Raw genomic sequence first — 25,162 nt, 5'->3', positions numbered from 1 at the left:
TGGCTCACGAGGCAGCTCGCTGGGGCACGCCCTTGATCAGCGGATAATGACATCTTGCCCGTCCCAGTTCGACAGGTGCAGTACCCGGTCTGACCTGGCGGCAGTGATCGTCAGCGTACTGACAGCGAGGAGAGAACAGGCAACCTGCCGGACGATCGAACTGCCCCGGCACCACACCGGGAATACTCGGCAGACGTCGGGTCGTGGCTCTTTCCGGCAGTGCCGCCAGCAAGGCATCGGTGTAAGGATGGTGCGGTTCGGCAAACAGATCACGCACTGCCTGTTCCTCCACTTTCTGGCCCGCGTACTGCACACTGACACGTTGTGCAGTCTCGGCCACCACCCCCATGTCGTGCGTGATGAGCACCAGCGCCATGCCGGTATCCTTCTGCAAGTCGAGAAGCAGTTCCAGAATCTGCGCCTGAATGGTGACATCCAGGGCAGTCGTCGGTTCATCGGCAATCAGCAATTTGGGCTTGCAGGCAATGGCCATGGCGATCATCACCCGCTGACACATACCGCCCGACAGCTGATGGGGAAAGGCACGCAGGCGTCGCTCCGGTTCCGGCAATCCGACCTGTTCCAGCAACTCGACAGCACGCTTCTGGCGCTCCCGACGCGACAGCGGCAGATGCGCCTTGAGCGCTTCTCGCAACTGGAAACCCACGGTGAAACACGGATTGAGACTGGACATGGGCTCCTGAAAGATCATCGCCACATCCTTGCCGATGATGGAGCGCCGGGTGCGATCATCGGCACGAGACAGGTCCACACCATCGAACATCATCGAGTCGGAGCTGATGGTGGCGGTCCAGGGCAGCAGCCCCATCAAGGCCAGCATGGACACCGATTTGCCACTGCCGGATTCACCGACGATGGCCAGCACATCACCCACATCCACCTGCACGTCGACACCATCAACCGCCCGAAACTGGCCGTTGGCCGTCTTGAAATCCACTGACAGATTACGTACGTCGAGTAAAGGCACCTTAACTCCGCTTCAGCTTGGGGTCCAGGGCATCACGCAGCCCGTCGCCCATCAGGTTGATGGCCAGCACATTGATCAGAATGGCGAGCCCCGGAAAGGTCACGACCCACCAGGCACGCAACACGAATTCGCGTGAATCGGCCAGCATGGTTCCCCATTCCGGCGTCGGCGGCTGCGCCCCCAAGCCCAGAAAACCCAGCGCGGCCGCATCCAGGATGGCAGTGGAAAACGACAAGGCTGCCTGCACGATGATCGGTGCCAGACAGTTGGGCAGCACGGTCACGAACATCAGACGCATGCGACTGGCACCGACCACGCGAGCACTGGTGACATAGTCCTTGGGCAATTCCTGCAGCACCGCAGCTCGCGTGAGTCTGACGTAATGTGGCTGCAGCACGATCGCGATGGCAATCATCGCGTTGATCAGGGAGGGACCGAGTATGGCAACCATGACCAGGGCCAGCAACAGACTGGGAAACGCCAGCAGAATGTCCATCAGACGCATGATCAGGGTATCGACCCAGCCTCGGGCAAAACCGGCCACCAGACCGATGAACACCCCGGAACCGGCCGCTATCAGGACGACGATCACCCCGATGAAAAACGAATACCGTGCACCGTGAATGAGCCGTGACAACAGGTCACGCCCGATGGCGTCCGTTCCCAGCAGGAATTCGGAGGTGCCTCCTTCCTGCCAGGCGGGCGGTTGCAGCAGAGCCTGACGAAACTGCTCCGTGGGTGAGTGCGGAGCCAGTACATCGGCGAAGGCCGCAATGAGGATGAAGGCCAGAAAGACCACCAGACCCACCACTGCCCCGGTATTTTCACTGAAATAGCTCCAGAACTCCCTGAAGCGCCCCGGTCTGGCCATGACACCGCCCTGCCCTTCGGCAGCGCTGGCGGTCACGACGTTGCTGTTGTCACTGGCCGTCATTTGCGGATCTTCGGATTGATGAGGCCATAGAGAATGTCCACGACCAGATTGACGACCATGACAATCACCGCAATCATCAGCAGGCCACCCTGCACAGCGGTATAGTCGCGACTGTTGATACCTTCCACCATCCACTTGCCGATTCCCGGCCAGGAGAAGATGGTTTCCGTCAGGATGGCACCGGCCATCAGCGTACCCACCGACAGCCCGATGACCGTGATGACCGGTATCAGGGCATTGCGCAAGGCATGCAGCCCGTTGACACGCAGGGGCCCCAGCCCCTTGGCACGTGCCGTGCGCACATAATCCTCACTGAGCACTTCCAGCATGGCCGAGCGCGTCTGTCTGGCGATGACCGCCAGGGGAATCGTGCCCAGCACGATCGTTGGCAGGATCAGATGCTGAACCGCCGAGGCGAACGCACCGTCCTGTCCCGAACGCAGGCTGTCGATCAGCATGAATCCGGTGTCGGTAGGAAAGAAGTACATCAGGGAAATTCGCCCCGACACCGGGGTCCACCCCAGCATGCCGGAAAACAGGATGATCAGCAGCAACGCCCACCAGAATATCGGCATGGAATAGCCCACCAGCGCGGTGGACATCAGCGCCTGATCCGGCCACTTGCCGCGTTTCACGGCAGCGATGATGCCCGCCGGAAGTCCCAGTACCACCGCAAAGACGATGGCACACAGCGACAGCTCCAGTGTGGCCGGAAACAGGGCGAAGAATTCATCCCACACCGGTCGTTTGGTCTTGAACGAGGTCCCCAGGTCACCCTGCAGTATGCCCTTCAGGTAGTCCCAGTACTGGCTGATCAGTGGCTGGTCGAACCCGAACTGCGTCATGAGCTGCGCGTAGCGCTCATCGGTCATGCCACGTTCACCTGCCATCAGCAGGATCGGATCACCGGGCAGCAGGCGAATGAACAGAAAGGAGACGATGGACACACCGATGAAGGTCGGTATGAAAGTGCCCAGTCGCCGCAAGATGAAATTCAGCATGGCTCAATTCTGCCTGAAGCACGTGGACTGCCGGCTGGCGGTCCGGGACATGTCGATGAGACGGGTATCCTGCACGGCCTAGCCAACCAGTGTCAGGGACTTGTCGAAGCTGGTCAGCGACTCCGCCCCGTCATCGGTCACGAGCACATCGTCTTCGATCCGCACACCGATATCGGCAAGGTCGTACAGGCCCGGTTCTATCGTGAACACCATACCGGCTTCCAGCGATTGCCGGTTACCACGCATGATATAGGGATCCTCGTGAATGTCACGCCCGAGCCCGTGACCCGTCTTGTGACGGATCCTGTCGGCAAAGGCAGACTCTTCCAGCACGCGGGTGGTGGCGTCGTCCACATCGTGCGCGGTGGCGCCCGGGCGGGTTGCGGCATGGCCTGCCAGATTGGCAGCCAGTACGGTCTGATAGACCTCCGCGCGTGCATCACTGCAATGCTGTACGAAGAAGGTACGAGTGATATCGGCACACAAGCCGCCGGCACGCGCTCCGAAATCGATCAGCAGCGAATCACCGGGCTTGATGGCATAGTCGTCACGCGAATGGGCATGCGGACGAGCCGAATTCTCCGCGGCGGCCACGATCGGTGAAAAGGAAAAGTCCTCGGCTCCTTCACCGAACAGATTCTGCACCAGAATGTTCTCGATCGCACGTTCCGTCATGCCGACCTTGACCGCATCCAGCGTGTTTGCCAGTGCTCGTTCGGAGATGGCAATCGCCCGGCGCAGAATCTCGATTTCCTCTGCGCTCTTGCACAGACGCAAGGCCGCAATGCATTTCTGGGCGTCATGCACGGACAGACCGGGCGCTGCCTTGCGCAGAGCCTGATCGACAAAGACGCGCATGACCTGACCTTCCACCCCCACGGAGCCCAGCGGCAGGTGTTGCAGCAGCTTTTCGAAGGCTGGCTGGTAACCATCCTGATCGCGCCAGTCGAACACCTCACCTTCGAAGCCGATCTGTTCGAAGGAGGCCAGCTCCAGATTCGGGACCACGGCAGCCGGCATGCCCATGGCCGGAATGATGATGACCAGCGGTCGCTCGTTCTGGTGAAACTCCTTGCCGAACAATCGCGAGAAGTTGGCACCGGGAACCAGCGCAATGGCATCCAGTGATGCCTTCTGAGCGACGGCGCGGAATGGTTCGTATCGATCTGTCATGGAGTTCATGATCCTTCAGTCCTTGGAATTGCACAAGATACAGCCCTGTGGCAAGTCCGGTCATGGGTCGGGCAGGAAAGCTGCCTCGACAGCTGGAACGGCGGCAAGCTGCACCTTGCCACCAACGAGAAACGGCCGCAGATGCGGCCGTCTCCCCGTACCACTCAGGCGAAACTAGTTGGCCAGAGAAACACCGTAGAAGATGTGACCACCAAAGGGGTCGATCTTGAAGTCCTGGACTTCATTGCGCACGGGCTTGTATACGACCGAGTGAGCAATGGTATCCCAGGGTGCCTGTTCCTTGAAGATGATCTGGGCTTCTTCATACAGACGTGTGCGTTCGGCCTGGTCAGAGGTGACCTTGGCCTGCTGCAGCAGATCATCGAAAGGCTTGTAGCACCATTGGGCACGGTTGGCGTTGCCGACCGCATCGCAACCGAGCAGAACCGCCAGGAAGTTGTCAGGGTCACCATTGTCCCCTGTCCAACCCAGCAGGACAGCCCCCTTTCGATCCAGTTCCTTGGACAGCTTCAGGTATTCACCCCACTCGTAGGAGACGATTTCGACGTCGACACCAACCTTGGCAAGGTCTTCCTGCATCACCTCGGCCATCCGTCGTGCGTTCGGGTTGTAGGGGCGCTGCACCGGCATGGCCCAGATTTCCATCTTCAGGTCTTCCACGCCTTCGGCCGCCAGCATTTCCTTCGCCTTTTCGGGATCGTAGGGATCGTCTACCGTGGCCTCGTTATAGGACCAGATGGTTGGTGGAATGGGGTTCTTGGCAATCTTGCCCGATCCCTGGAAGACCACATCGAGAATGGCTTGCTTGTTGATGGCCATGTTCAGGGCCTTGCGTACGTTGACATTGTCAAACGGTGCAACCTGGGTGTTGTAGGCCAGATAACCCACATTCAGACCTTCCTGTTCCATCAGCGTGATGCTGTCATCGCTGGCCATGGCTTCCAGATCGGCAGGGTTCGGGTAAGGCATGACATGGCACTCGCCGGCCTTCACTTTCTGGTATCGAACCGAGGCATCCGGCGTGATGGCGAAGACCAGATTGTCGATGTCGGCCTTGCCAGCCCAGTACTCGTCAAATGCCTGATAGCGGATGACGGCATCCTTCTGGTAACCGACGAACTTGAACGGACCGGTGCCGATCGGCTGCTGGTTCAGCAGTTCCGGGGTTCCGGCTTCCAGCAGGGATGCCGCATATTCCTCGGACAGGATGGAGGCGAAATCCATGGCCAGATTGGCGATCATGGGAGCTTCCGGACGCGTCAGGGAGAACTTGACCGTCAGGTCGTCAACGGCTTCGATGGACTCGATGAGATCCGGCATGGACATGCCGTTGAAGTATTCCCAGGTACCGCCGGAAACCTGATTGTAGGGGTTGTCGGCCAGACGCTGGCGCTCGAAGGAGAACACCACGTCGTTGGCGTTCATGTCACGCGTGGGGGTGAAATATTCCGTGGAGTGGAATTTCACACCGGGGCGCAGCTTGAACGTATAGGTGAGACCGTCTTCGGACACCTCGTAGCTTTCTGCCAGAGCGGGAACCGTATTGGTCGTGCCGCGTTCGAATTCCACCAGCTTGTTGTAGATCTGGCGCGAAGACGCATCGAATGTCGTACCGGCCGTGTACAGAGCCGGGTCAAAACCTTCCGGAGACCCTTCGGAGCAGTACACCAGCGTGTCCTGACTCAGGGCCTGGGTGCTGAGACTCAGGCCGAGCAGGCCTAGTCCCATCAATCCGAGCTTGTTAATTGCCATTATCAGTTCTACCTATCAATGATGAAGAGTTCAACGGCAAGGCAGCTGTCCTTGCCAGCGCTCACTCGTGTACGACGGTGAGATCCCGATCAGTGTACCTCAGCATGATGATTCAGACATAAACCCGTGCCTGAGACACGACAAATCCGCCGAGACCCGTATCACCCTTCCCAGGGTTGCTAGAATGTAGAAGAGCATCCGCTGACAGAGCCAGATCCACTCATGACAAGCAACATCGAATTGCTCCGACACGTCGACCTGTTCGAGCACCTCACCGAGGAGCAGCTGTCCGATCTTGCCGCACAGGCGCGCGAGCTCAGTTTCAGAAAGCACGCCATCATGATGACCGAAGGCGATGCCGGTGAATCCATGTATGTGATCAGAAGCGGTTCGGTCAAGGTGTTCGTCAGTGACGAGGAAGGCCGTGAACTGGTCCTCTACCAACAGGGCCCCGGCGCCGTCATCGGGGATATCTCACTGCTCGATGACGAACCTCGTTCGGCCTCTGTCAGCACGCTCGAAGCCACCACGGCACTGATGATCGGCAAGCAGGCCTTTCTGGATTGTCTGCGTGCCAGCCCGGAAATGGCCATCAACATCATTCGCTCACTGACGCAGCGACTGCGCGACGCCACCGAAGGCAGCCGCAGCCTGGCACTGGACAATGTCTATCGCCGACTGGCCGACAAGCTGCAGGAACTGTGTATCGAGCGCGAAGGAATGCCTCCCGTCATGCCTCGCAAGTACTCACACCAGGAGCTGGGCAACATGATCGGCGCATCTCGGGAAATGGTCGGCAAGGTGATGGCGGAACTGGTCAAGGGCGACTATATCGAGCTGCGCGACGGCTGCATTCACCTGATGAAGAAACTGCCTCGCAACTGGTAGCTTCTGCACAGCGGGTCCGGCAAGGGCCAGCGTGCCATCACGGACCTGGCCTTGTAGCCTGGCCCTGCCAGCCCTGAACTCATCGGACGGACATCGCTCGACCGGTAATCGCCACCCACTTGAAAACCGGTAGCAATCCGCTCATCGGTTCGCGGAGTTGCGAAGTCCGGCAACGGCCAGCCAAAAGAACAGGCAAACCTGTAGCCCCTGACGTTCTATAATGATGCGCCGTGAATCACGGCTTCTCATGAACCTTTTCGACAGGATGTCGTCAAGATCTGTTCGGACAGGCGCCAAAAGCAGTCTGTCATTGATCATATCCCCCGGCAAGCGGTCCCGCTTCCAGAGCACGACAATACTACTCTGGCTTGATTGCCGCACCTATCATGCTCCCGCAGCACGCAGAGAACCCACGCAGCCATGCTCACGAAGAACAAGCTCTCCCGCATTCTTGCTTTGTCGATTCCCCTGAGCGGTCTAGCCGCCTGTGGTGGCGGTGGCAGTGGTGGCGAATCGAATTTTCTCGCTGATGACCCCGTCCCCAATTTCTCGTTTGCGGTGGACAGTGACTTCGCCAGTCAGACTTCTGAGGACTTCATCGCCTTTGTCGAAGAGGACCTCGGCAACTCCGTCGAGACTCTCAATCGTATCCAGAATTTCTTCAACAATACAACCATTCCGGTCAGCTACACAGCGTGCGAGGAAGCCAACGCCTTCTATTCACTGCTGGACCGCTCGATCACACTCTGCCATGAGCTGACCAATCTGGGTTACAACTACTACCTGCAGCAGGACGAAGAAACGCTCGATGAGGAAAGCCGGCAGGCTATCGCCTTCAACCGGGCCTTCGCGATGATGAATTTCGTGCTGTATCACGAAATGGGTCATGCCATGGATGACCTTCGGGAGCTGGGTATCGGTGGCAATTTCGAATCGGTCGCCGACGCCATTTCCGTGGTGCTGTCCGTGCAGACCGGCCAACCTCAAGCGGGCATATACGGGGGACTGTTCTTCCTCATCGACACCAATGCCAGCTTTGGCGACGAACACATCGGTGGAGCAGACAGAGCCGGCGATATTCTCTGCTGGACCATCGGCAGCAGCTCTCTCGTGGCCGCCGCCTTTCCCAGCGCCACGGACTTGTTCAACAATGAAGGCAGGGACTGCGTCGGTGAATACGCCAACCAGCACGAGTTTGTGACCCAGCTGATTCCGTTTCTGGACGAAGTACCGCCCAAGAGCGCACTGAAAACCAGCGAAGCCGCACTGGCGGCGGAATTTGCAGGCATGGACGACTACATGGTCGAAATGCTGGGCAGCAGAGACCGGTAGACAAATCCGATGGCGGACAATGCCGAGGCCTGAGCAATGCCGCTACTTGGCACCAGCCGATGATTCCGGTACGACGATGGCCTCATGCTCCACCAGATTCCATGGCAGAGCTGCGCTGCGATAGAGGCGTTTTCCGAGTTTCGGGTAGTCGCCTGTATCGTGAGCCAGGCGCTCTCCCACGACCAGGCAGATCAGGGGTTCGCTGCCGGTATTTCTGAGGCTATGGGGCAGCCCGCCCTTGCGGTAGCCAATGAAGTCACCGGCACTGATGGGAAATTGCTCATCGCCGATACAGGCGGTGGCTTCCCCCGACAGCACATAGACACATTCATCTTCGTGATGATGCACATGATGCTCCGTGCTCTCACAACCGGGAGGCACGTCGATCAGATGCACCCCGAAGCCGGTCAATCCGGTCAGATCGCCCAGGGACTTGTTGTTCCGCCGTGCATTGGCGTTCAGAAAATGCTGCTTGTCCACTCCCGGCATCTGACTGATGTCGTCGGCAGTTACCAGATAGCGTTGATCGCTCATGCGTGTATCCTGCGGTTCAAGGCGGGTGCCGGCAGGCAACCCCGCTCGATGACGTTACAGCGATACTGACAACGCTGCAAGCGCGACATGGGCGGCCGTCAGTCAGGACAGCAGCCCGAGTTGCGATCCCGCCCGCTCAGGAACGCCGCCGCCGACGCCGACGTCGCCGACTGCTGGCAACAGGCGGATCCGTGCGCGATTCCGCAAGCGGCTCTGCCATCGGTGTTGCCGATGGTTCCGCAGGCGTTGCCGAATGCTTATCCACCGACTTATCCACAGGCTCTGCGGCGTGTCCGTCATCCGACAGATCGATGGTCAAGGGCTCGCCAGTCAGTGAAACCGCATTGCGCTGCACTGCCGCCCCCCTGTCGGTACCCTCGTCTGCAGCCAGCTCGGCCTCTGCTGCCGCTTCCTGCTGACGGGGCTTCTGCCCCCCCATGCGTTCCAGCGTCTCATGCGGAAACTCGATGGCGCCGCGACGCGGTCGGAAAGCCGTCGTCGGCAGCCAGTCCTTGAATTCATGCCCGTACAGCTCCCACAGGGTGACGAACAAAGCGGCGATGATCGGCCCGATGACGAAGCCCATGAAGCCGAACATCAGCAATCCACCCAGGGTACTGAAGAAGATCAGCAATTCATGCAGTTGCGTATCGTTGCCTACCAGCTTGGGTCGCAGCAGATTATCCACAGTCCCCACCACCACAATGCAGAACACACTCACGGCAACCGCTTCAACCAGATTGCCCCCCACTATCAGATAGATGACGGCCGGTATCCAGATCAGGGCGGTACCCACACCCGGCACGACCGACAACACCATCATGGCCACAGCCCAGAACAGGGAACTGGGGATTCCGGCGAAATACAGGGCCAGACCGGCCAGCGCTCCCTGCAGGAATCCGATGACCGCCGTTCCCTTGAGCGTCGCCCGTGTTACCGACGTGAACCGCTGCAGCAGCTTGGTCTCGTCCTCGTCATTCAGCGGGAGGTAGTACAGCATGTAGAACAGCAGGCGGTCGCCATCGATCAGGAAGAAGAACAGGGTGTACAGAACGATCATGACACTCAACAGAACGTTGAATGTGCCGAAGGTGATGGATTGCAACGCATTCACCATCCAGCCACTGACCAGTCCGGCCAGATCTCCCAGGCGACTCAGAGCCTGCTCGCGATAGGGCTCGATGTGCTCGTAGAACGGCAGACCTTCCAGCGTTTCGGTGATCAGACCGGGGGTAGCGAGCTGCTGACGTACCCAGGGCACGGCCGTTTCCGCGATATCCAGCGCCTGCGAAGTCACGGTACCCAGCAGCAGGCTCAGAGGCACCATGACGAACAAGATGATGGTCAGCAGGGTCAGTGCAGAAGCCAGCCCGGGACGCTCGCCAATGACCGAGAGAATCTTGTGGTACAGCGGCGAGAACAGGGCGGCAAACAGGGCGGCGATGAACACGGCCTGCAGAAAGGGTTTGATCAGTGCCAGAAACAGCAGCGTGATACCAATCAGCAGCAGGATCAGGACACCGCGATTGACGAGGCGTTGTTGCATGAGACGTTCACTGACTCGGGGGTGAGGCCATTATAGGGTGAGCGGTGGACACTCAGCGTGTCATTGCATCAAGCTATCCCGAACAGCTCGGGCTGTGGCCGGCGACGCCGATATCAGCCGTTGATTGCCAGGTACAGGGAGTAGAGCGAGCTGGTTCCGCAGATGAACAGACGATTGCGCCGGGGGCCACCGAAGGTGACGTTGGCCACCAGCTCCGGGATGCGGATCTTGCCGATCAGCTGACCTGCGGCGTTCAGGCAATGCACGCCATCGGCGGCACTGGTCCAGATGCGGCCACCCAGGTCGACCCGAAACCCGTCGAACAGACCCGCCGTACACTCGGCCAGCACCCGCGACTCGCCCAGACTCCTGCCATCATCGGACACCTGCAGGGCACGGATGTGTTTCGGTCCATCGGGCGCATGGGAGGCGCCGGTATCGGCAATGTACAGTAGGGATTCATCGGGCGAGAAGGCCAGACCATTGGGCTTGACGAAATCTGACGCCACCACACTCAGGCTGCCATCGGGATCGATGCGGTACACCTGACAGGGCAATTCGGGTTCGGCGCTTTCCCCTTCATAGTCACTCATGATGCCGTAGCTGGGGTCGGTGAACCAGATGGAACCGTCCGACTTGACCACCACGTCATTCGGCGAATTCAGTGATCGACCCTCGAATTCGCTGGCCAGTACACGGATCGAACCATCATGTTCGGTGCGCGTGACGCGTCGGGTCAGGTGCTCGCAACTGACCAGACGTCCTTGTGCGTCCACGGTATTGCCGTTGCTGAACTGGCTGGGCTGGCGGAAAACCGCGACATGTCCGGATGCTTCGTCGAAACGCATCATGCGATTGTTGGGAATATCAGACCAGACAAGATAACGGCTGGCGGCAAACCAGGCAGGGCCTTCCGACCAACGGGCGCCTGTCCACAGCCGCTCGACCCGGGCATGCCCGATCAGACACTCGGCAAATGACGGATCGATGACTTCCAGTTCGCATCCTTCCAGCTCCCCGTACATGGTGTCAGTGCTCCTCAAGCCTTGATGAATCAATGGTGTTAACGCTATCATCGCATACTTCCTTAGCGACCAAAGTGGCTTTCATCCGTTCGACCCTCAGCCGCTCTCGCGCTGCCGCCCGCGCATCCACCCCTGCATTCACACGCACTGACCAACGGACCATCCAGCACCCATGAGCCGCAAGGCGAGCAAAGCCAGAAGCATTACCAGCCGCGACGTGGCGGCGCTGGCCGGCGTCTCGCTGATGACGGTGTCGCGTACCTTGCGCACTCCCGAGATGGTGTCACCGGCGACCCGCAAGCGGGTTCAGTCGGCCGCACGCGAGCTCAACTACGTACCCGATCTGGCCGCAGGATCCCTGTCCAGCAAGCGAAGTGGACACGTGGCCGTCCTGTTGCCATCCCTGCGCCATGCCGGATTCCTGCGGACCGTCGATGGTCTGTCGGATACCTTGCGGGACAATGGCTACCACTTGCTGATCGGCGACTGCTACTACTCCGTCGAGCAACAACTGGAACTGCTGCGCATGTTGCTGGGCCGCCGTCCGGAGGCCATCGTGCTGATCTCGGGCCTGGATTCGCCCGCCGCACAGGATCTGCTGGCACGCGCCGACATTCCCGTCGTCGAGACCTGGCACTGGCCGGACGAACCGCGCAATCGGGTGGTCGGCTTCTCTCAGTTCGATGTGGGGCATGCCATGGCCCGATCCCTGATCGAGCAGGGCCATGTCCACATCGGCTTTCTGGGCGCTCTGGGGCCGTATGATCCGAACGGGGAACAGCGGCGGCAGGGACATCTGAGCGCGCTACGCGATGCCGGTCTGCGCAGCGACATCCAGGCTTCCATCGGCAAGGCGCCGATGGAAATCGAGGACGGTGCCAAGGGGGCCTCCCTGCTGCTGGATCGCTTTCCGGAGATGGATGCCCTGGCCTGTGCGTCGGACATGACGGCACTGGGTGTGCTGCATGAGTGCCGTCGACGCGACTGTGTGGTCCCGCAACAACTCGCTGTAGCCGGCTTCGGCGATTTCGACTTCGCCCCCTACCTGCATCCCTCTCTCACCAGTGTTCGCCTGCCCAGTTATCGCATCGGCCAGCAGGCGGCACAGCTTATCATGGCCACCATCAATGGCGAGACGCCACCACCCGTGCCTCACTGCAACCTCGGGTTCGAGCTGGTCCACCGACAAAGCACCGGGCACGACGGTGAGCTCATGACGTATTCTTCCTCTACCCCTGACCCCGGCCAACCCAAGGTGTGACGCCCATGATGACTGAAGCAGAAACGGCAACGCTCGACGCCTCACCCGGCAGCCCATTGATCGTGGTGGTCATGGGGGTCAGTGGCTGCGGCAAATCCAGCGTGGCAGAACAACTGGCCAGTGATCTGCAGGCTCACTTCAAGGATGGTGATGAGCTGCACCCCGCCAGCAATATCGACAAGATGGCCGCCGGCACGCCCTTGACCGATGAGGACCGACAACCCTGGCTGGAAGATGTCGCCCGTTACGCGGCGAACCAGGCCGCGCAGCATGGCATCTGTGTCATCGCCTGCTCGGCCCTGAAACAGCGCTATCGGCAAACCCTGAATACAGCCGGACAGGTGGTGTATGTCTTTCTCGAGGGCTCACGCGATCTGATTGCCTCGCGCATGCATCTGCGCACCGGACACTTCATGCCCGAAACCCTGCTCGATAGCCAGTTCGCTGCCCTGGAGGATCCGCGTCAGGAAGACAATGTGGTGACAGTCAGCATCGATGCAGACATCCAGAGCATCTCGCGCAATGCCGTTGCGGCGCTGCAGGCTGGCGGCTATGCAACCAGGCAGCGCTGACACGCCACCTGCGGATACAGCGCCTGCCTCCTTTCGAACGTCCCCGCCTTGCTGTCGGGGCCTTGCACCGGAACCCGCGTCATGAGTCACACTCTCCTGCTGATCGGACCCCTGCTGCCTTCCGTGGTGAGCACTCTGGAATCCAGCTACACGCTCCATCGTTACTGGCAGAGCGAAGACAAGGATGCCTTGCTGGCCGATATCGCCGATGACTGCGTCGCCGTGGTCACCGATGGTGGTAGTGGTGTCTCGGCAGACATTCTGAAAAAACTGCCGCGGGTGAAGATCGTATCCGTCTTCGGCGTCGGAGTCGACGCCGTCGATCTGGACTACTGTCGCGACCACGGCATCAACGTCAGCAACACACCGGATGTCCTGAGCGATGATGTGGCCGACATGGCCATGGCGCTGGCTCTGGCCGTGTCGCGCAAGCTGATCGTCGGTGATCAGTACGCCCGCGCCGGCAAATGGCCGGTTTCGGGCGCGATGTCACTGTCACGCCGCGTCATGGGCAAACGTGCCGGCATCTATGGCATGGGCAGCATCGGCAAGGCGCTGGCACAGCGACTGGAAGGCTTCCGCATGCCCATCAGCTACTGCAACCGCAGTCCACGCAGCGATTCCGGACACTACACATTCGTGGCCTCGCTGCAAGAGCTGGCCCGCCAAGTGGACTATCTGTTCGTCACCGCCGCTGCCACGTCGGGCACCATCGGTTCGATCAACGCCACGGTTCTCGATGCTCTGGGTCCCGACGGATATCTGATCAACGTGTCTCGCGGCACTCTGGTTGATGAATCCGCACTGCTTTCGAGCCTGCAGGAAAAACGCATCGCTGGTGCCGGCCTTGATGTGTTTGCCAATGAACCGATCATCCCGGAAGCCTTCTTCTCATTGGAGAACGTCGTCCTGCAGCCACACAATGCCAGCGGTACCCGGGAGACACGGGAAGCCATGGGCAAACTGGTATTGGACAATCTGGCAGCACATTTCGCTGGCCAGCCCTTGCTGACAGCCGTCACCTGAGCCGGCCTGTTACCATTCCCTACTTCAGCATTCCACAGATTCAAGGCCACAGGTTGGCAGGAGCATGTACGTGAGCGCATCAGCAGATATTGCCGTCATCGGACTGGCCGTCATGGGTCAGAATCTCATTCTCAACATGAACGATAATGGATTCAAGGTCGTGGCATTCAACCGGACCCATGCCAAGACGCAGGAATTCCTGAACGGGCCAGCGAAGGACACACAGATCATCGGCGCGCAGACGCTGGAAGAACTGGTTGCCTCACTGGCCAGCCCACGCAAGATCATGCTGATGGTCAAGGCCGGCCCTGCCGTCGACGCCGTCATCGAAGAGCTGGTCGACTTGCTGGACAAGGGCGACATCATCATCGATGGTGGCAATTCGAACTTCGAGGATTCCGAGCGTCGTGCGGCAGAACTGGCGGACAAGGGTCTGCTGTTTGTCGGCAGTGGCGTCTCCGGCGGTGAGGAAGGCGCCCGACACGGCCCCTCCCTGATGCCCGGCGGCCACAAGGAAGCCTGGCCGCATCTGAAGCCGATCTTCCAGTCCATCGCCGCCAAGACCGATGCCGGCGAGCCCTGCTGCGACTGGGTCGGCGATGGCGGGGCGGGGCATTTCGTCAAGATGGTGCACAATGGAATCGAGTACGGCGACATGCAACTCATCTGCGAAGCCTATGACTTCATGCAGAACGGCCTGGGCATGGACAATGAGGCCATGCAAGCGACCTTCGCCGAATGGAACAAGGGGGCTCTGGACAGTTATCTGATCGAGATAACTGCCGACATCCTGGGCTTCAAGGATGGCGATACCTACGTCGTTGACACCATCATGGACCGCGCTGGTCAGAAGGGCACCGGCAAATGGACCGGCATCAACGCGCTGGAACTCGGCATACCCCTGACGCTCATCGGTGAAGCGGTATTCGCACGCGCCCTGTCAGCCATCAAGGAAGAACGTGTCACGGCCTCCGGCGTATTGCAAGGGCCCGCCGTCCAGTCCACCGGAGCCCCGTCGGAATGGGTGGATGCGCTGGGCGAAGCTCTGTTTGCAGCCAAGATCATCTCCTATACCCAAGGCTACATGCTGATGCGCGCTGCCGCCGAGGAATACCAGTGGGACTTGCAGTACGGTTCCATCGCACAGATGTGGCGTGGTGGCTGCATCATCCGTTCGGCCTTTCTCGACGACATCAAGGCGGCCTACGACAAGTCCCCCGAGCTGGCCAATCTGCTGCTCGATGACTACTTCCGCGACCGCATTCACGAAACACAGGGTAGCTGGCGCCGGGTGATCGGTGAAGCCGTCAGTCGGGGTATTCCGGTGCCGGCCATGAGTGCGGCCCTGTCATTCTATGACGGTTATCGCAGTGCTCGCCTGCCAGCCAATCTGCTGCAGGCGCAACGTGATTATTTCGGTGCGCACACCTATCAGAAAGTGGATGGGGATGGCAGCTGGCACCACACCGACTGGATCGGCAGCGGTTCGTCGGTGTCAAGCAGCACCTACGACGCCTGAGCCTCGCCGCAGCTGAACCGCTGCAGAATCGGATGGTTCGCGAAGCCTGTCGCATCGTGAACCATCCGGCTCGCCCCTCTACCCGCCATCATGCGAGCACTCGGCGCCACGCTTCGCCAACGAATCACTGTCAGGGGAGTGCATCCACGGCATCGATGACCGAGCGGGGAGACTCCACCAGGACGGTTTGCAAGCCGACTCGAGCAGCGCCCTCGATGTTTTCAGGCGTATCGTCGAAGAAGAGTATGTTCTGCAGAGGCGTGCCGATGGAACGCGAGATGTATTCGAATGCCTCAGCGTCAGGCTTGCGCAAGCCGATCTCGGAGGACACGAACAGATGCCGGAACGTCTGTCGAATACGTGGATGCACCGTGTCCCAGTACACCTGATGAGTCGCATTGGTATTGGTGAAACCATCACAGGGATAACGATGACTGATGGCCTGAATGGCATCCAGTGCCTCCGTGATCTCATCGCCGAAGATGGCATTCCAGGCTGCAACGATGTCGGCATCGGCAGCGTCGAGTTTCAGCTGTTCGCGCAGATGCTGCAGATACGCGGCTTCACCGAGCAAGCCTCTTTCATGCTGCCGGTAGGCTTCGTCCATGGAGAAACGTTGGCGAATGGCCTGTAATGGCAAGGCGCTGAGTCCTTCCATTGCCTGGAAGACCTTGCCGAAGTCCACCTCCAGAACAACCCCGCCCATATCGAACAACAGTGCTTCAACGTGTGGTGATGACAATGCCTGTCCCCTCCTGATTTTCCAACAGGCCATGCCTTGCCCGATGCAGGGTCATGCCTGTGCCGATCCCGCAAGATAGCAGAACGCCCCCTTGAACAACAGAATTCTGGCAAGTTGAATCAATCTTTGAGACACTTGAGCGATGGCCTGCGGCTGGAAGAGCAGCAGGCGGCGTCCGGGCCAATGCCAGTCGAGCATGCCGGGCAACTGCCACCAGACACGAGCTCAAGGCCACAGAGCGATCGGATTTCTCCACAATGTGTTCCCGACAACCGAGGATTCAGCATGATCAAGAAGTTTTTCGGAATGACTCCACTGAGCCTGGCACTGGCAGGCAGCCTGATGATGACCCACGCTGCTCAGGCAGCCGACCCCGTCACGGTTTATACGGCAGCACCACAAACCATCGTTGATGAGCTGGTGCCCCTGTTTACCGAACAGACCGGGATTGACGTCGATATTGTCAAGGCTGGCACCGGGGAGCTCATCAACCGTATCAAGGCCGAAGGAGAAGGCAAGGGTGCGGATGTCATCTGGAGTGTCGGTGGCGAAGTGCTCGATTTCAACGCGAATCTGTTCGAAACCTATGAACCGGCCGAGGCTGACAAGATCAATCCAGCCATGCGTACCAGCACCTGGCTGCCATTTACTGCCGTCGTCAGTGTGTTCATCGTCAATCCGGAAGAACTCGACGACAAGCCGGCCCCTGCCAGCTGGGCGGACCTGGCCAAGCCTGACTACCTGGAAATGATCTCCTCGGCAAGAGCCGATAAATCCGGTTCATCCTATATCCAGCTGGCCACCGTGATTCAGGCCTTCGGGGAAGAAAAGGGTTGGGAGATATACAAGGGCATCCTCACCAACTTCATTCTGTCCAACAGTTCCGGCGCGGTACCGAAGTTCGTCAATGATGGAGAACTGCCCATTGGCGTCACACTGGAAGATGCCGCGCTGCGCTACAAGCTGGGTGGCGGCCCCGTGGAGATTGTCTATCCCAGCGATGGCACCTCCATCGTGCCCGATGGCATGGCACTGCTCAAGGGCGCTGCCAACGCTGACGGTGGCAAGCAGTTTCTCGACTTCATGACGTCTGCAACCGCTCAGGAAGTGGTGGCATCCGTTGGTCGCAGACCGATTCGCAGCGATGTCGACTCAGTGCCGGAACTGCTGCCCTTGTCCGACGTGCCGGCAATCGAGTATGACGCTGTCTGGGCGGCAGAGAACCGCGAACGCTTGCTGAAGCTCTGGTCGGACTTGGTACTCGAGGTGCAGTAGTCTTCGAGCACGCATCCCGAGACTGTCACGCAGCATGACGTATGCCATGCTGCGTGACAGGCAGCCGAGATCGTATGTCTGGCGGCCGCGCGCCTCCAGGCACCTGGCCATTCCCTGAGCAGCACTGGCTATTGCAAGCCTGAGCATCGCCCCTTCACACTGCAGACCCAGGCACTTCTCTCCGTGGCAAACGTTTTCATCGACCGAGTCAAGAAAAGTTATGGCAATGTCGTTGCATTGCACGACATCACTCTTGATATTCCTTCAGGATCCTTCTTTACTCTGCTGGGCCCCAGTGGGTGCGGGAAAACCACCTTGCTGCGCACCATTGCAGGCTTTCATCATCAGGATCAGGGCAGCATCAGCGTCGGTGAGCAGGTGCTTGATGCCATTCCCGTACATCGCCGGGACATCGGCATGGTGTTCCAGGACTACGCCATCTTTCCTCATCTGTCAGTCAGAGACAATATCGCTTTCGGCTTGCGCCAGCGCAAGGTGTCACGGGCGGATGTGAAGACACGCGTTGCCGATATTCTTCGGGTGGTGCAGCTTGAACATCTGGCGGACCGCATGCCTCATGAGCTCAGTGGCGGGCAGCAACAGCGTGTTGGCCTGGCGCGCGCGCTGGTCACACGGCCCAAGGTGCTGCTGATGGACGAACCCCTGTCCAATCTGGATGCACAACTGCGAATCGACCTGCGACGCGAGCTTCGCTCCCTGCAACAGGAGCTGGGGATCACGACCATCTATGTCACCCACGATCAGGAAGAAGCCCTGGAAATGTCCGATCATGTCTGTGTCATGTATCAGGGTGTGATTCAACAGGCGGCCAACCCCTGGACCATCTATCAGGAACCTGCCAATCGATTCGTCGCCTCCTTCGTCGGCACCAACAACTTCGTACCCATCCGGCTCAGGGAAGGCAAGCCATTTCTGGGAGACCAGCCCATTGGCGACATCCGGAATCTGCCAGACGCACCGGACGGCTCGACCATCGTCGCGTCCATCCGCCCTGAGCATGTCGCCCTGCACACAGGGCCTGCCATCGCGCAGGACGAATGCGAGTCGACCGAGTTCGTTCACCTTGCTGCCACCTTGCGCTACCAGAGCTTTGCAGGACGCGAGTTGCGTCTGACCGCGGGTCTCACGGATGATATCGAGGTTCAGTTCATCACCGAACCCCGACCCGATTACCTGAACCTGGCACCCCGGTCGCCGATCACCTTGCGTGTACGGCGTGATCGTATCGGACTCTATGCGGACGGGGATACGGGAGTACGCCTGTGATGCCAGCCACGCGACTCCGACAGTGGCGCCCGGATTTCTGGGGCATGGTCCTGCTTGCCACGCTGGCACTGATCACCACCCTGCTGTTTCTACCGGTTGGCAAGGTGTTCCTATTGAGCTTCACCGATGCCGAAACGGGGCAGTACACGCTGGCCAACTATGCGCGCATTTTCAGCCACCAGTACTACATCAAGGCGCTGAACAACACACTGATTGTCGGTGTGGCAGGCATGATCGGCGCCTGTCTTCTCGGCGTTCCGCTGGCCTACTGCATGTCCCGCTACCACATTCCGGGAAAATCACTGATTTCCACCCTTGCAGTACTGGCCCTGGTTTCCCCACCCTTCATCGGTGCCTATGCCTGGATCATGATATTCGGTGCCAATGGTGTCGTGACCAACTGGTTCGAGCTGATCGGTATCGAGACACCCACCATCTACGGCTACACCGGCATCATCCTGGTATTCAGCCTGAAGTTCTATCCCTTCGTCTACCTGATGACCGAAAGCGCCTTTACCTCCATCAACAAGTCGCTGGAGGAGGCTGCGGAAAATCTGGGCTGCACCCCTTTCCAGCGCTTCAGGAAGGTGACCTTGCCACTGGTATTCCCCGCTGTCAGCACCGGTGCCATTCTCAGCTTCGTCCTGTCGATTGCCGATTTCGGAACCCCCTCCATCATCGGGCGCAAGGTTCGCACCCTGTCGACGGTGGCCTATAGCCAATACACCTCCGAGCTGGGCGGGCCGCCGACACTGGCAGTGACCGTGTCGATGCTGATGATCGCCATCTCGATTGCCGCGCTTCTGCTGCAGCGCTACATCATTTCGAAAAAGCGCTACGCGAGCTCTCTGACAAACCTGTCCAGCCCGGTACGTCTGCGCGGCTGGCGCGCGGGCATCGTTTACACTTTGTGCTTCTCCATCGTCATCATCAGCGTGCTGCCCTCGCTGGTTGTCGTCTATACCTCGTTTCTCGAAACCAGCGGCCCGGTCTTCACCGGCGGCTTCGGTCTGAGCAGCTATGCCCGTGTCATGAGCGAAATATCCCGCGCAGTCATCAACAGCTTCGTATTCGCTTCCATCGCGGTCATTCTCATCGCGCTGGTCAGCGGCATGATTTCCTACATCATCGTGCGACGCGAAGGCAGGATGGGTGGGTTCCTCGATACCATACTGATGGTGCCCTATCTGGTGCCGGGAATCGTCATGGCAATCGGCTTTGTCACCACCTTCAATCGCTGGCCGGTTGACCTGGTGGCAACGGCAGCCATCATCATCCTGGTGGTATTCATACGCCGGCTGCCGTATGGCGTTCGTTCAACCACAGCCAGTCTGCGACAGATAAAGCCCTCCATAGAAGAGGCGGCAGCAAGCCTCGGCGCCAGACCCTTCAATGTCTTCGTGCAGGTCACCACGCCCCTGATCATGCCGGGACTCATTGCCGGCGCCATGATGAGTTTCATCACCGCGATCAATGAATTGTCGTCCACGCTCATCCTGTACACCGGCAAGACCATCACTATGCCGGTCCATATCTACATCTCGGTACTCGACGGAGAGTTCGGGATTGCTGCGGCACTCTCCACCCTGTTGCTGGCCAGCACCGGCATCTGTGTCTATATCGTGTTCCGGATAAGCCGAGGCAGCAAGAGCGCCTTCCTGTAGGTACACCCCCGGCAACCGTCGTCCCTGCCTGCCGACCGGCGAGATCCGCCGGCGGCCAGGCGGGTCGGCAGAAGCAAGGTCGGAACCTGCCGACACCGATGTCGCAGATCGTTGTGACAGCAAGCGAGCCAGCGTCGTTCTTCAGGCCCCTCGCCGCAGCAACATCGCCGGCGATACCTGCAGGCTGCGTATCAACCACAAGGCTCCGCCGCTCAGGCAGGTGACACTGCCGGCGAATGCCACCAGCAGGCCGGTCCTCCACAAGCCGTCCTGTGCCAGCTTGAGCCAGTATTCGAGAATACCCCAGGCAATCAACCCACCGGCGCCAAAGGCAAACAGGGTCAGGATTGCAGCCATCAGCAGATACTCCATGAACAGGCTCTTGCGAATCGCGTCGTGCCGCGCACCCACGGCGTGCATGATGGCACTTTCATAGACGCGGCGTTGTGTCGTCGCCGCGATGACACTGCTCATGACCAGCAGGCTCGCAGCCAACGAGATGGCCCCCACCAGTGACACTGCCAATGCTGCGGCTCCGAGCATGTCACGGGCGTTGGCCAGCAACTGCGAGGTGCGTATGGTCACGACATTGGGAAAGCCGGCGCCGAGCTCCCGCATGGCGTTGATATCCTGATCCGCGGCCAGATGGGCACTGCCGATGTAGCGGGTGATCCAGGGATCCAGCACACCCTCGCTGAATACACCTTCCAGCCAGAAACGCGTCTCGAACCGGGCCTGACTGTAAATGGCAGCCAGTTCGGCTTCAAGCTCGTCACCCAGAATGCTGAAGCGCAGGCGATCACCCACCTGCAGTCCGAGCTGATCGGCCTCGCGATCTTCGAATGCCACGAGTGGTGGCCCATCGTGATCATCCGGCCACCAGGCACCACGGTCTATCGTGGTGCTGTCGATATTGCTGTTGCGGTAACTCAGCTTGTGCTCGTCATTGGCCTCTTCGGCCTGATCGATATCGTCACGTGCGGCAATGGCTTCACCGTTGATGTGCGTCATGCGCCCCAGTACCAGAGGCGCCAGTACATGCGATTCGTGACCCGGCAAGGCGTCCAGCGTCTCAGCAAAGGAATCACGTTGTGCGGCCTGCACATCGTAGAAGACCAGTGAAGGCGAGCGTTCCGGCACCGTACTGTCCAGACTTTCCAGGGTGGCGAAAATCACCAGCGAGGCAGCGGTCAACAATGTCAGGGCACTACCCAGAGACAGCAGCATGGCTCTGAGCGTATTGCCGGGCCGATACAGATTTGCCGCGGCGATCTGCAGGCTGAAGCGCCCTTCCAGCACGCGCATCTGCCGCAGTCGACGCACGCTCCAGCGCAAGGCCACGATCAGGGCATCGAGCAGCAAGACCAGCAGGCCTGCCACCACGATGAACACCACACCGATGAGCGGTTCAGGCAACAGCAGGAACATCAGTAGCAGCGTACCGAGCACCAGCCCGATACTGATACGACGATATACAGGCGACAGCCTCGAGCTGAATTCGGCGGCACCTCGCAGCAACACCACCGGCTCGGCGGCCAGAGCACGGCCCAGAGCCGGCAAGGCGAAGGTGATGGCACTCAGCACACCGAAGGCAATGGCCAATGCCGCGGGCCAGACCAGAGAGACAAGGTCACTGGATATCGGCAGGGAGGCTGCCAACGTCCGAGAGGCAGACCAGGCAATGGTCGAACCGATCAGAGCACCGGTAGCACTGGCCAGCAGAGCCAGTATCAGCACCTGACCGATGAACACGACGGCAATCTGCCATTGCCGTGCACCCAGTGCCTGCAGCGTCGCCAGCATGCCGCGCTTGGTCGCGATCCAGGCGGCAATGCTGTTGGCAACCCCCAGACCACCGATGAACAGCGTGGTCAGGCCGATGAGCAGCAGCACCGAGGCCACTTGGTCGAGTCGTCGGGCAATCAATTCGCTGCGATCGGCCAGCGTGCGGATCTCCACATCGGCAAGCGGAAATTCGTCTCGAAACCGTGCCCGGAAATCAGCCGCCGGCTCGTCGGTTCTGACGCGATAATCGTAATCGATGAGACTCATGGGGCCGGCCAGACCGGTAGCGGCCAGGGCCTGTGCATCGATGATCAGAGGCGGCCCTCGGGTGTTGGCATTCAGACTGCGATCCGGCTGCTCGAGGATCTCGGCACGCAGTTCCAGCTGAATGCCACCCACATCGACACGCTGCCCCACGGCCAATCCGTAACGGCTTGCCAGCACCGGATCGTAGGCGGCACCCCAGACACCCTCGGCAGATTGCGCAACGGCGGCCTGCAGAGCCTGCTCGGGTTGCAGCGACACCTGCCCATAGAGCGGATACCGATCATCGACACTCAACAGTTCGACCGCAGTGAAGTCGCCACTCTCGGTGCCAAGCATGGTGCGCAGTTCGGCCTGCAAGGATACCGTGCCATTGGCATCGAGCCATTCCAGTTCGTCTTCGGGCAAGGGCGCACGAGCACTGAATACGAGGTCACCACCGAAGATTTCCCGCTGCTGGGTGGCCAGCCCGCCCTCCACCAGACGCAGCAGACTGCTGCAGGCGGCAATCAGCGTGATACCCAGCATCAGACAGGCACAGAAAACCCACAGCGCACGCAAGGTACCGCTACCAACCAGGTCACGCCACAACAGGGGCAGCAGACGCGCAAGCTTGCGCATCTTCATGTCGTCGAGGCCGTGTGCAGTTGCCCGTTCTCCAGACGCAGGCTGCGATCGCAACGCGCCGCGAGGTGCGGATCATGAGTGACCAGCAGCAAGGTCGTGCCGCTCTCCCGATTCAGGGTGAACAACAGTTCGATGATGCCTTCACCGGTACGATCGTCCAGATTGCCGGTTGGCTCATCGGCCACCAGCAAGGCCGGTTCATGCACCAGCGCTCTGGCAATGGCAACCCGTTGCTGCTCGCCGCCGGAGAGCTGTGCCGGATAGTGGCCGGCGCGCTCGCCCAGTCCGACTCGCGCCAGCATTTCGCGAGCACGTCGGCGGCCGCTGCTCTGGCCGGCGATATCCAGCGGCAAAGCCACGTTCTCCTCGGCGGTCAGGCTGGGCACCAGATGAAAGGACTGGAAGACGATGCCGATGCTGTCCCGCCGGAGATCGGCACGGGCATCACGATCCAGAGCGGCCAGTGGCTGATCGTTGACCACGACGTCGCCAGCGCTGGGTTGCTCCAGCCCGGTCATGACCAGCAGCAGGGTGGTCTTGCCGGAACCCGATGGCCCCACGATGGCCACGCGTTCGCGAGCCTTGACATCCAGATCGAGCGCCTTGAGCACATCGATGGTTTCGCCAGCCATGCGGTACTGCATGCTGACGTGCTTGAGACTGATCATGGTGGCTGCAAACTCGCGGTCAGTGTCATGAAGACAACAATGTGAGAACTGTGACCGGCATCGGTGTCTCCGGTTCCCCGCAGTTGGTCAGCTGCGCAACGATCCGCGCCCTGCCTGGGTCAGACTCGCTGCCATTCACGGACACCTGACTCACCGTACCGTGCGCCCTGATGCGTAGACACCGGGACACCATGCCACGGGAACACTGTCGCATCCGCAGGGGCCGAGGTGCAAGTCTCAGCAGTCTGCCGTCAGCTACAGCAGAACACCCAGCAGTATCGGCAGATAGAAGATTGCACCAATATGCGTCACCAGAATCAACCCTGACACCTCGCTGGCATCGTGCCCGTGCTTGATCGACAGCAGATAGTTGAACACCGCAACCGGCACCATGGTCTCGATGATCAGCACACCACGCGCGACACCTTCCAGCCCCATCAGCATCGCCACACCAAAACCCACCGTCATGGCCAGCAGCGTACGAATCAGCGCCCACAACACGGTGGCAGGCAGCTGCGCCGCCCGCATGCCGGCCAGACTGATGCCCAGCGTTATCAGCATCAGCGGGATGACCACCTGACCCAGCAATTGCAGCGTCTGCAAGGCCATGTCGGGCAACTGCCAGTCAAGCACTCGCACCAGCACACCCAGCCAGATGGCATGCAGCACCGGTGAGCGCAGAACACGCGACAGGCTGGCACTGCCGGCGTAGATGGCATCCCCAAGACTGAACAGCAGCAGACACTGCACGGCGAAGAATGCCATCGCATAGGCAAGTCCTTCCTCGCCAAAGGCCAGAAAGCACACGGGCAATCCCAGATTCCCGGTATTGCCTACCACCTGAGCGATGCACAGACGCCAGTCCTTGCCGGCCATCTTCAGCAGACTGAAAGCGGCCGTCGTGAACACGATATGCACCACCAGTGTGGCCAGGGCCATACGTCCCAGGGACTCGATCGGTACCGCCGACGTAGCCAGGGTATGAAACAGCAAGGCCGGCATGCACAGATTGAGAATCAGGGTGGTCACGAAGTCCACCGGAAACCGTGGCCCCTTGTAATGCCAGAACAGGCCGACGGTGGCCAGGAACATGCCGGGTGCGAGAATGTTGGCTATCTGGACAATCGTGCTGCTCACATCAAGCGACTTCGCTAAAGTTACGGGATCGGCGAGTATACTGGTCTCTTGCTGCCCGGGAACAGCGGAACACCTCCGCCCACCGGTCTGTCTGCCCACCAGACATCCGCGCCTCCCTCGGAGTCGCAGCCCTTTGCATTG

Annotated in this window: 21 protein-coding genes; 9 read left to right on the top strand and 12 right to left on the bottom strand. The window is 59.9% G+C overall.

Annotation, left to right across the window (positions count from 1 at the left end; genetic code table 11):
* Positions 1–4: 4 nt before the first annotated feature.
* The 5 genes from ACUNV4_RS25015 to ACUNV4_RS24995 all read right to left on the bottom strand — a co-directional run bounded on the left by ACUNV4_RS25015 (position 5) and on the right by ACUNV4_RS24995 (position 5,869).
* The gene (locus tag ACUNV4_RS25015; protein ID WP_430881380.1) at positions 5–988 is read right to left on the bottom strand and encodes an ABC transporter ATP-binding protein; all 984 of its coding nucleotides are present in this window, start codon (positions 986–988) and stop codon (positions 5–7) included.
* A gap of 1 nt (position 989) precedes the next feature.
* On the bottom strand, positions 990–1,922 hold the full coding sequence (locus ACUNV4_RS25010; protein ID WP_430881379.1) for an ABC transporter permease subunit: 933 nt from the start codon (positions 1,920–1,922) through the stop codon (positions 990–992).
* The gene (locus tag ACUNV4_RS25005; RefSeq protein WP_430881378.1) at positions 1,919–2,923 is read right to left on the bottom strand and encodes an ABC transporter permease subunit; all 1,005 of its coding nucleotides are present in this window, start codon (positions 2,921–2,923) and stop codon (positions 1,919–1,921) included. The genes ACUNV4_RS25010 and ACUNV4_RS25005 overlap by 4 nt, the downstream gene beginning before the upstream one ends.
* A 78-nt stretch (positions 2,924–3,001) precedes the next feature.
* On the bottom strand, positions 3,002–4,105 hold the full coding sequence (locus ACUNV4_RS25000) for a M24 family metallopeptidase (protein WP_430881377.1): 1,104 nt from the start codon (positions 4,103–4,105) through the stop codon (positions 3,002–3,004).
* A 165-nt stretch (positions 4,106–4,270) separates the two neighbouring features.
* Positions 4,271–5,869 carry an ABC transporter substrate-binding protein gene (locus ACUNV4_RS24995; RefSeq protein ID WP_430881376.1) on the bottom strand — a complete coding sequence of 533 codons (1,599 nt, stop codon included), beginning with the start codon at positions 5,867–5,869 and terminating at the stop codon, positions 4,271–4,273.
* Positions 5,870–6,091: 222 nt separating this feature from the next.
* Here ACUNV4_RS24995 and ACUNV4_RS24990 point away from each other — a divergent pair, with 222 nt between their 5' ends.
* Positions 6,092–6,757: a Crp/Fnr family transcriptional regulator gene (locus ACUNV4_RS24990; protein WP_430881375.1), complete on the top strand. Its 666-nt coding sequence runs from the start codon at positions 6,092–6,094 to the stop codon at positions 6,755–6,757.
* 420 nt (positions 6,758–7,177) lie between these two features.
* Positions 7,178–8,089, top strand: a complete 912-nt coding sequence (locus tag ACUNV4_RS24985) for a DUF4344 domain-containing metallopeptidase (RefSeq protein WP_430881374.1) — start codon at positions 7,178–7,180, stop codon at positions 8,087–8,089.
* 42 nt (positions 8,090–8,131) lie between these two features.
* Here ACUNV4_RS24985 and ACUNV4_RS24980 read toward each other — a convergent pair whose 3' ends face one another.
* From ACUNV4_RS24980 to ACUNV4_RS24970, 3 genes are all read right to left on the bottom strand, one after another.
* Positions 8,132–8,623 (bottom strand): cupin domain-containing protein, encoded by a 492-nt coding sequence (locus ACUNV4_RS24980; RefSeq protein ID WP_430881373.1) that lies wholly within the window; start codon positions 8,621–8,623, stop codon positions 8,132–8,134.
* A 136-nt stretch (positions 8,624–8,759) separates the two neighbouring features.
* Positions 8,760–10,169, bottom strand: a complete 1,410-nt coding sequence (locus tag ACUNV4_RS24975; RefSeq protein ID WP_430881372.1) for an AI-2E family transporter — start codon at positions 10,167–10,169, stop codon at positions 8,760–8,762.
* 113 nt (positions 10,170–10,282) lie between these two features.
* Positions 10,283–11,194 carry an SMP-30/gluconolactonase/LRE family protein gene (locus ACUNV4_RS24970; protein ID WP_430881371.1) on the bottom strand — a complete coding sequence of 304 codons (912 nt, stop codon included), beginning with the start codon at positions 11,192–11,194 and terminating at the stop codon, positions 10,283–10,285.
* A gap of 172 nt (positions 11,195–11,366) precedes the next feature.
* On the opposite strand from ACUNV4_RS24970, the gene ACUNV4_RS24965 reads away from it, so the two are divergent.
* The 4 genes from ACUNV4_RS24965 (at position 11,367) to gnd (ending at position 15,572) form a co-directional block, all read left to right on the top strand.
* Entirely contained in the window at positions 11,367–12,455 is a 1,089-nt protein-coding gene (locus ACUNV4_RS24965; RefSeq protein WP_430881370.1) for a LacI family DNA-binding transcriptional regulator, read from the top strand.
* A gap of 5 nt (positions 12,456–12,460) precedes the next feature.
* Entirely contained in the window at positions 12,461–13,027 is a 567-nt protein-coding gene (locus ACUNV4_RS24960) for a gluconokinase (protein WP_430881369.1), read from the top strand.
* 81 nt (positions 13,028–13,108) lie between these two features.
* The gene (locus tag ACUNV4_RS24955) at positions 13,109–14,053 is read left to right on the top strand and encodes a 2-hydroxyacid dehydrogenase (protein WP_430881368.1); all 945 of its coding nucleotides are present in this window, start codon (positions 13,109–13,111) and stop codon (positions 14,051–14,053) included.
* Between the two features lie 70 nt (positions 14,054–14,123).
* Positions 14,124–15,572, top strand: a complete 1,449-nt coding sequence (gnd, locus tag ACUNV4_RS24950) for a decarboxylating NADP(+)-dependent phosphogluconate dehydrogenase (protein ID WP_430881367.1) — start codon at positions 14,124–14,126, stop codon at positions 15,570–15,572.
* A 130-nt stretch (positions 15,573–15,702) separates the two neighbouring features.
* Here gnd and ACUNV4_RS24945 read toward each other — a convergent pair whose 3' ends face one another.
* Positions 15,703–16,314, bottom strand: a complete 612-nt coding sequence (locus ACUNV4_RS24945; protein WP_430881366.1) for an HAD-IA family hydrolase — start codon at positions 16,312–16,314, stop codon at positions 15,703–15,705.
* 285 nt (positions 16,315–16,599) lie between these two features.
* Here ACUNV4_RS24945 and ACUNV4_RS24940 point away from each other — a divergent pair, with 285 nt between their 5' ends.
* The 3 genes from ACUNV4_RS24940 to ACUNV4_RS24930 all read left to right on the top strand — a co-directional run bounded on the left by ACUNV4_RS24940 (position 16,600) and on the right by ACUNV4_RS24930 (position 20,540).
* Positions 16,600–17,589 carry an extracellular solute-binding protein gene (locus ACUNV4_RS24940; RefSeq protein WP_430881365.1) on the top strand — a complete coding sequence of 330 codons (990 nt, stop codon included), beginning with the start codon at positions 16,600–16,602 and terminating at the stop codon, positions 17,587–17,589.
* Positions 17,590–17,772: 183 nt separating this feature from the next.
* Positions 17,773–18,876 carry an ABC transporter ATP-binding protein gene (locus ACUNV4_RS24935; protein ID WP_430881364.1) on the top strand — a complete coding sequence of 368 codons (1,104 nt, stop codon included), beginning with the start codon at positions 17,773–17,775 and terminating at the stop codon, positions 18,874–18,876.
* On the top strand, positions 18,876–20,540 hold the full coding sequence (locus ACUNV4_RS24930) for an ABC transporter permease (protein ID WP_430881363.1): 1,665 nt from the start codon (positions 18,876–18,878) through the stop codon (positions 20,538–20,540). Before ACUNV4_RS24935 ends, ACUNV4_RS24930 begins: the two co-directional genes overlap by 1 nt.
* Before the next feature lie 141 nt (positions 20,541–20,681).
* Here ACUNV4_RS24930 and ACUNV4_RS24925 read toward each other — a convergent pair whose 3' ends face one another.
* From ACUNV4_RS24925 to ACUNV4_RS24915, 3 genes are all read right to left on the bottom strand, one after another.
* Positions 20,682–23,216, bottom strand: a complete 2,535-nt coding sequence (locus tag ACUNV4_RS24925; RefSeq protein ID WP_430881362.1) for an ABC transporter permease — start codon at positions 23,214–23,216, stop codon at positions 20,682–20,684.
* Positions 23,213–23,884 (bottom strand): ABC transporter ATP-binding protein, encoded by a 672-nt coding sequence (locus ACUNV4_RS24920; RefSeq protein ID WP_430881361.1) that lies wholly within the window; start codon positions 23,882–23,884, stop codon positions 23,213–23,215. The genes ACUNV4_RS24925 and ACUNV4_RS24920 overlap by 4 nt, the downstream gene beginning before the upstream one ends.
* Before the next feature lie 255 nt (positions 23,885–24,139).
* The gene (locus ACUNV4_RS24915; protein WP_430881360.1) at positions 24,140–25,021 is read right to left on the bottom strand and encodes an AEC family transporter; all 882 of its coding nucleotides are present in this window, start codon (positions 25,019–25,021) and stop codon (positions 24,140–24,142) included.
* Between the last annotated feature and the right edge of the window lie 141 nt (positions 25,022–25,162).

The organism is Granulosicoccus sp. 3-233 (assembly GCF_052681095.1).
This window is presented reverse-complemented; position numbering and strand designations above follow the sequence as displayed.

Coding starts and splice junctions, on each gene's coding strand:
- ACUNV4_RS25010 (WP_430881379.1), bottom strand. CDS start 1,922: ATGACGGCCAGTGACAACAGCAACGTCGTGACCGCCAGCGCTGCCGAA.
- ACUNV4_RS25005 (WP_430881378.1), bottom strand. CDS start 2,923: ATGCTGAATTTCATCTTGCGGCGACTGGGCACTTTCATACCGACCTTC.
- ACUNV4_RS25000 (WP_430881377.1), bottom strand. CDS start 4,105: ATGAACTCCATGACAGATCGATACGAACCATTCCGCGCCGTCGCTCAG.
- ACUNV4_RS24995 (WP_430881376.1), bottom strand. CDS start 5,869: ATGGCAATTAACAAGCTCGGATTGATGGGACTAGGCCTGCTCGGCCTG.
- ACUNV4_RS24990 (WP_430881375.1), top strand. CDS start 6,092: ATGACAAGCAACATCGAATTGCTCCGACACGTCGACCTGTTCGAGCAC.
- ACUNV4_RS24985 (WP_430881374.1), top strand. CDS start 7,178: ATGCTCACGAAGAACAAGCTCTCCCGCATTCTTGCTTTGTCGATTCCC.
- ACUNV4_RS24980 (WP_430881373.1), bottom strand. CDS start 8,623: ATGAGCGATCAACGCTATCTGGTAACTGCCGACGACATCAGTCAGATG.
- ACUNV4_RS24975 (WP_430881372.1), bottom strand. CDS start 10,169: ATGCAACAACGCCTCGTCAATCGCGGTGTCCTGATCCTGCTGCTGATT.
- ACUNV4_RS24970 (WP_430881371.1), bottom strand. CDS start 11,194: ATGTACGGGGAGCTGGAAGGATGCGAACTGGAAGTCATCGATCCGTCA.
- ACUNV4_RS24965 (WP_430881370.1), top strand. CDS start 11,367: ATGAGCCGCAAGGCGAGCAAAGCCAGAAGCATTACCAGCCGCGACGTG.
- ACUNV4_RS24960 (WP_430881369.1), top strand. CDS start 12,461: ATGATGACTGAAGCAGAAACGGCAACGCTCGACGCCTCACCCGGCAGC.
- ACUNV4_RS24955 (WP_430881368.1), top strand. CDS start 13,109: ATGAGTCACACTCTCCTGCTGATCGGACCCCTGCTGCCTTCCGTGGTG.
- ACUNV4_RS24940 (WP_430881365.1), top strand. CDS start 16,600: ATGATCAAGAAGTTTTTCGGAATGACTCCACTGAGCCTGGCACTGGCA.
- ACUNV4_RS24930 (WP_430881363.1), top strand. CDS start 18,876: ATGCCAGCCACGCGACTCCGACAGTGGCGCCCGGATTTCTGGGGCATG.
- ACUNV4_RS24925 (WP_430881362.1), bottom strand. CDS start 23,216: ATGAAGATGCGCAAGCTTGCGCGTCTGCTGCCCCTGTTGTGGCGTGAC.
- ACUNV4_RS24920 (WP_430881361.1), bottom strand. CDS start 23,884: ATGATCAGTCTCAAGCACGTCAGCATGCAGTACCGCATGGCTGGCGAA.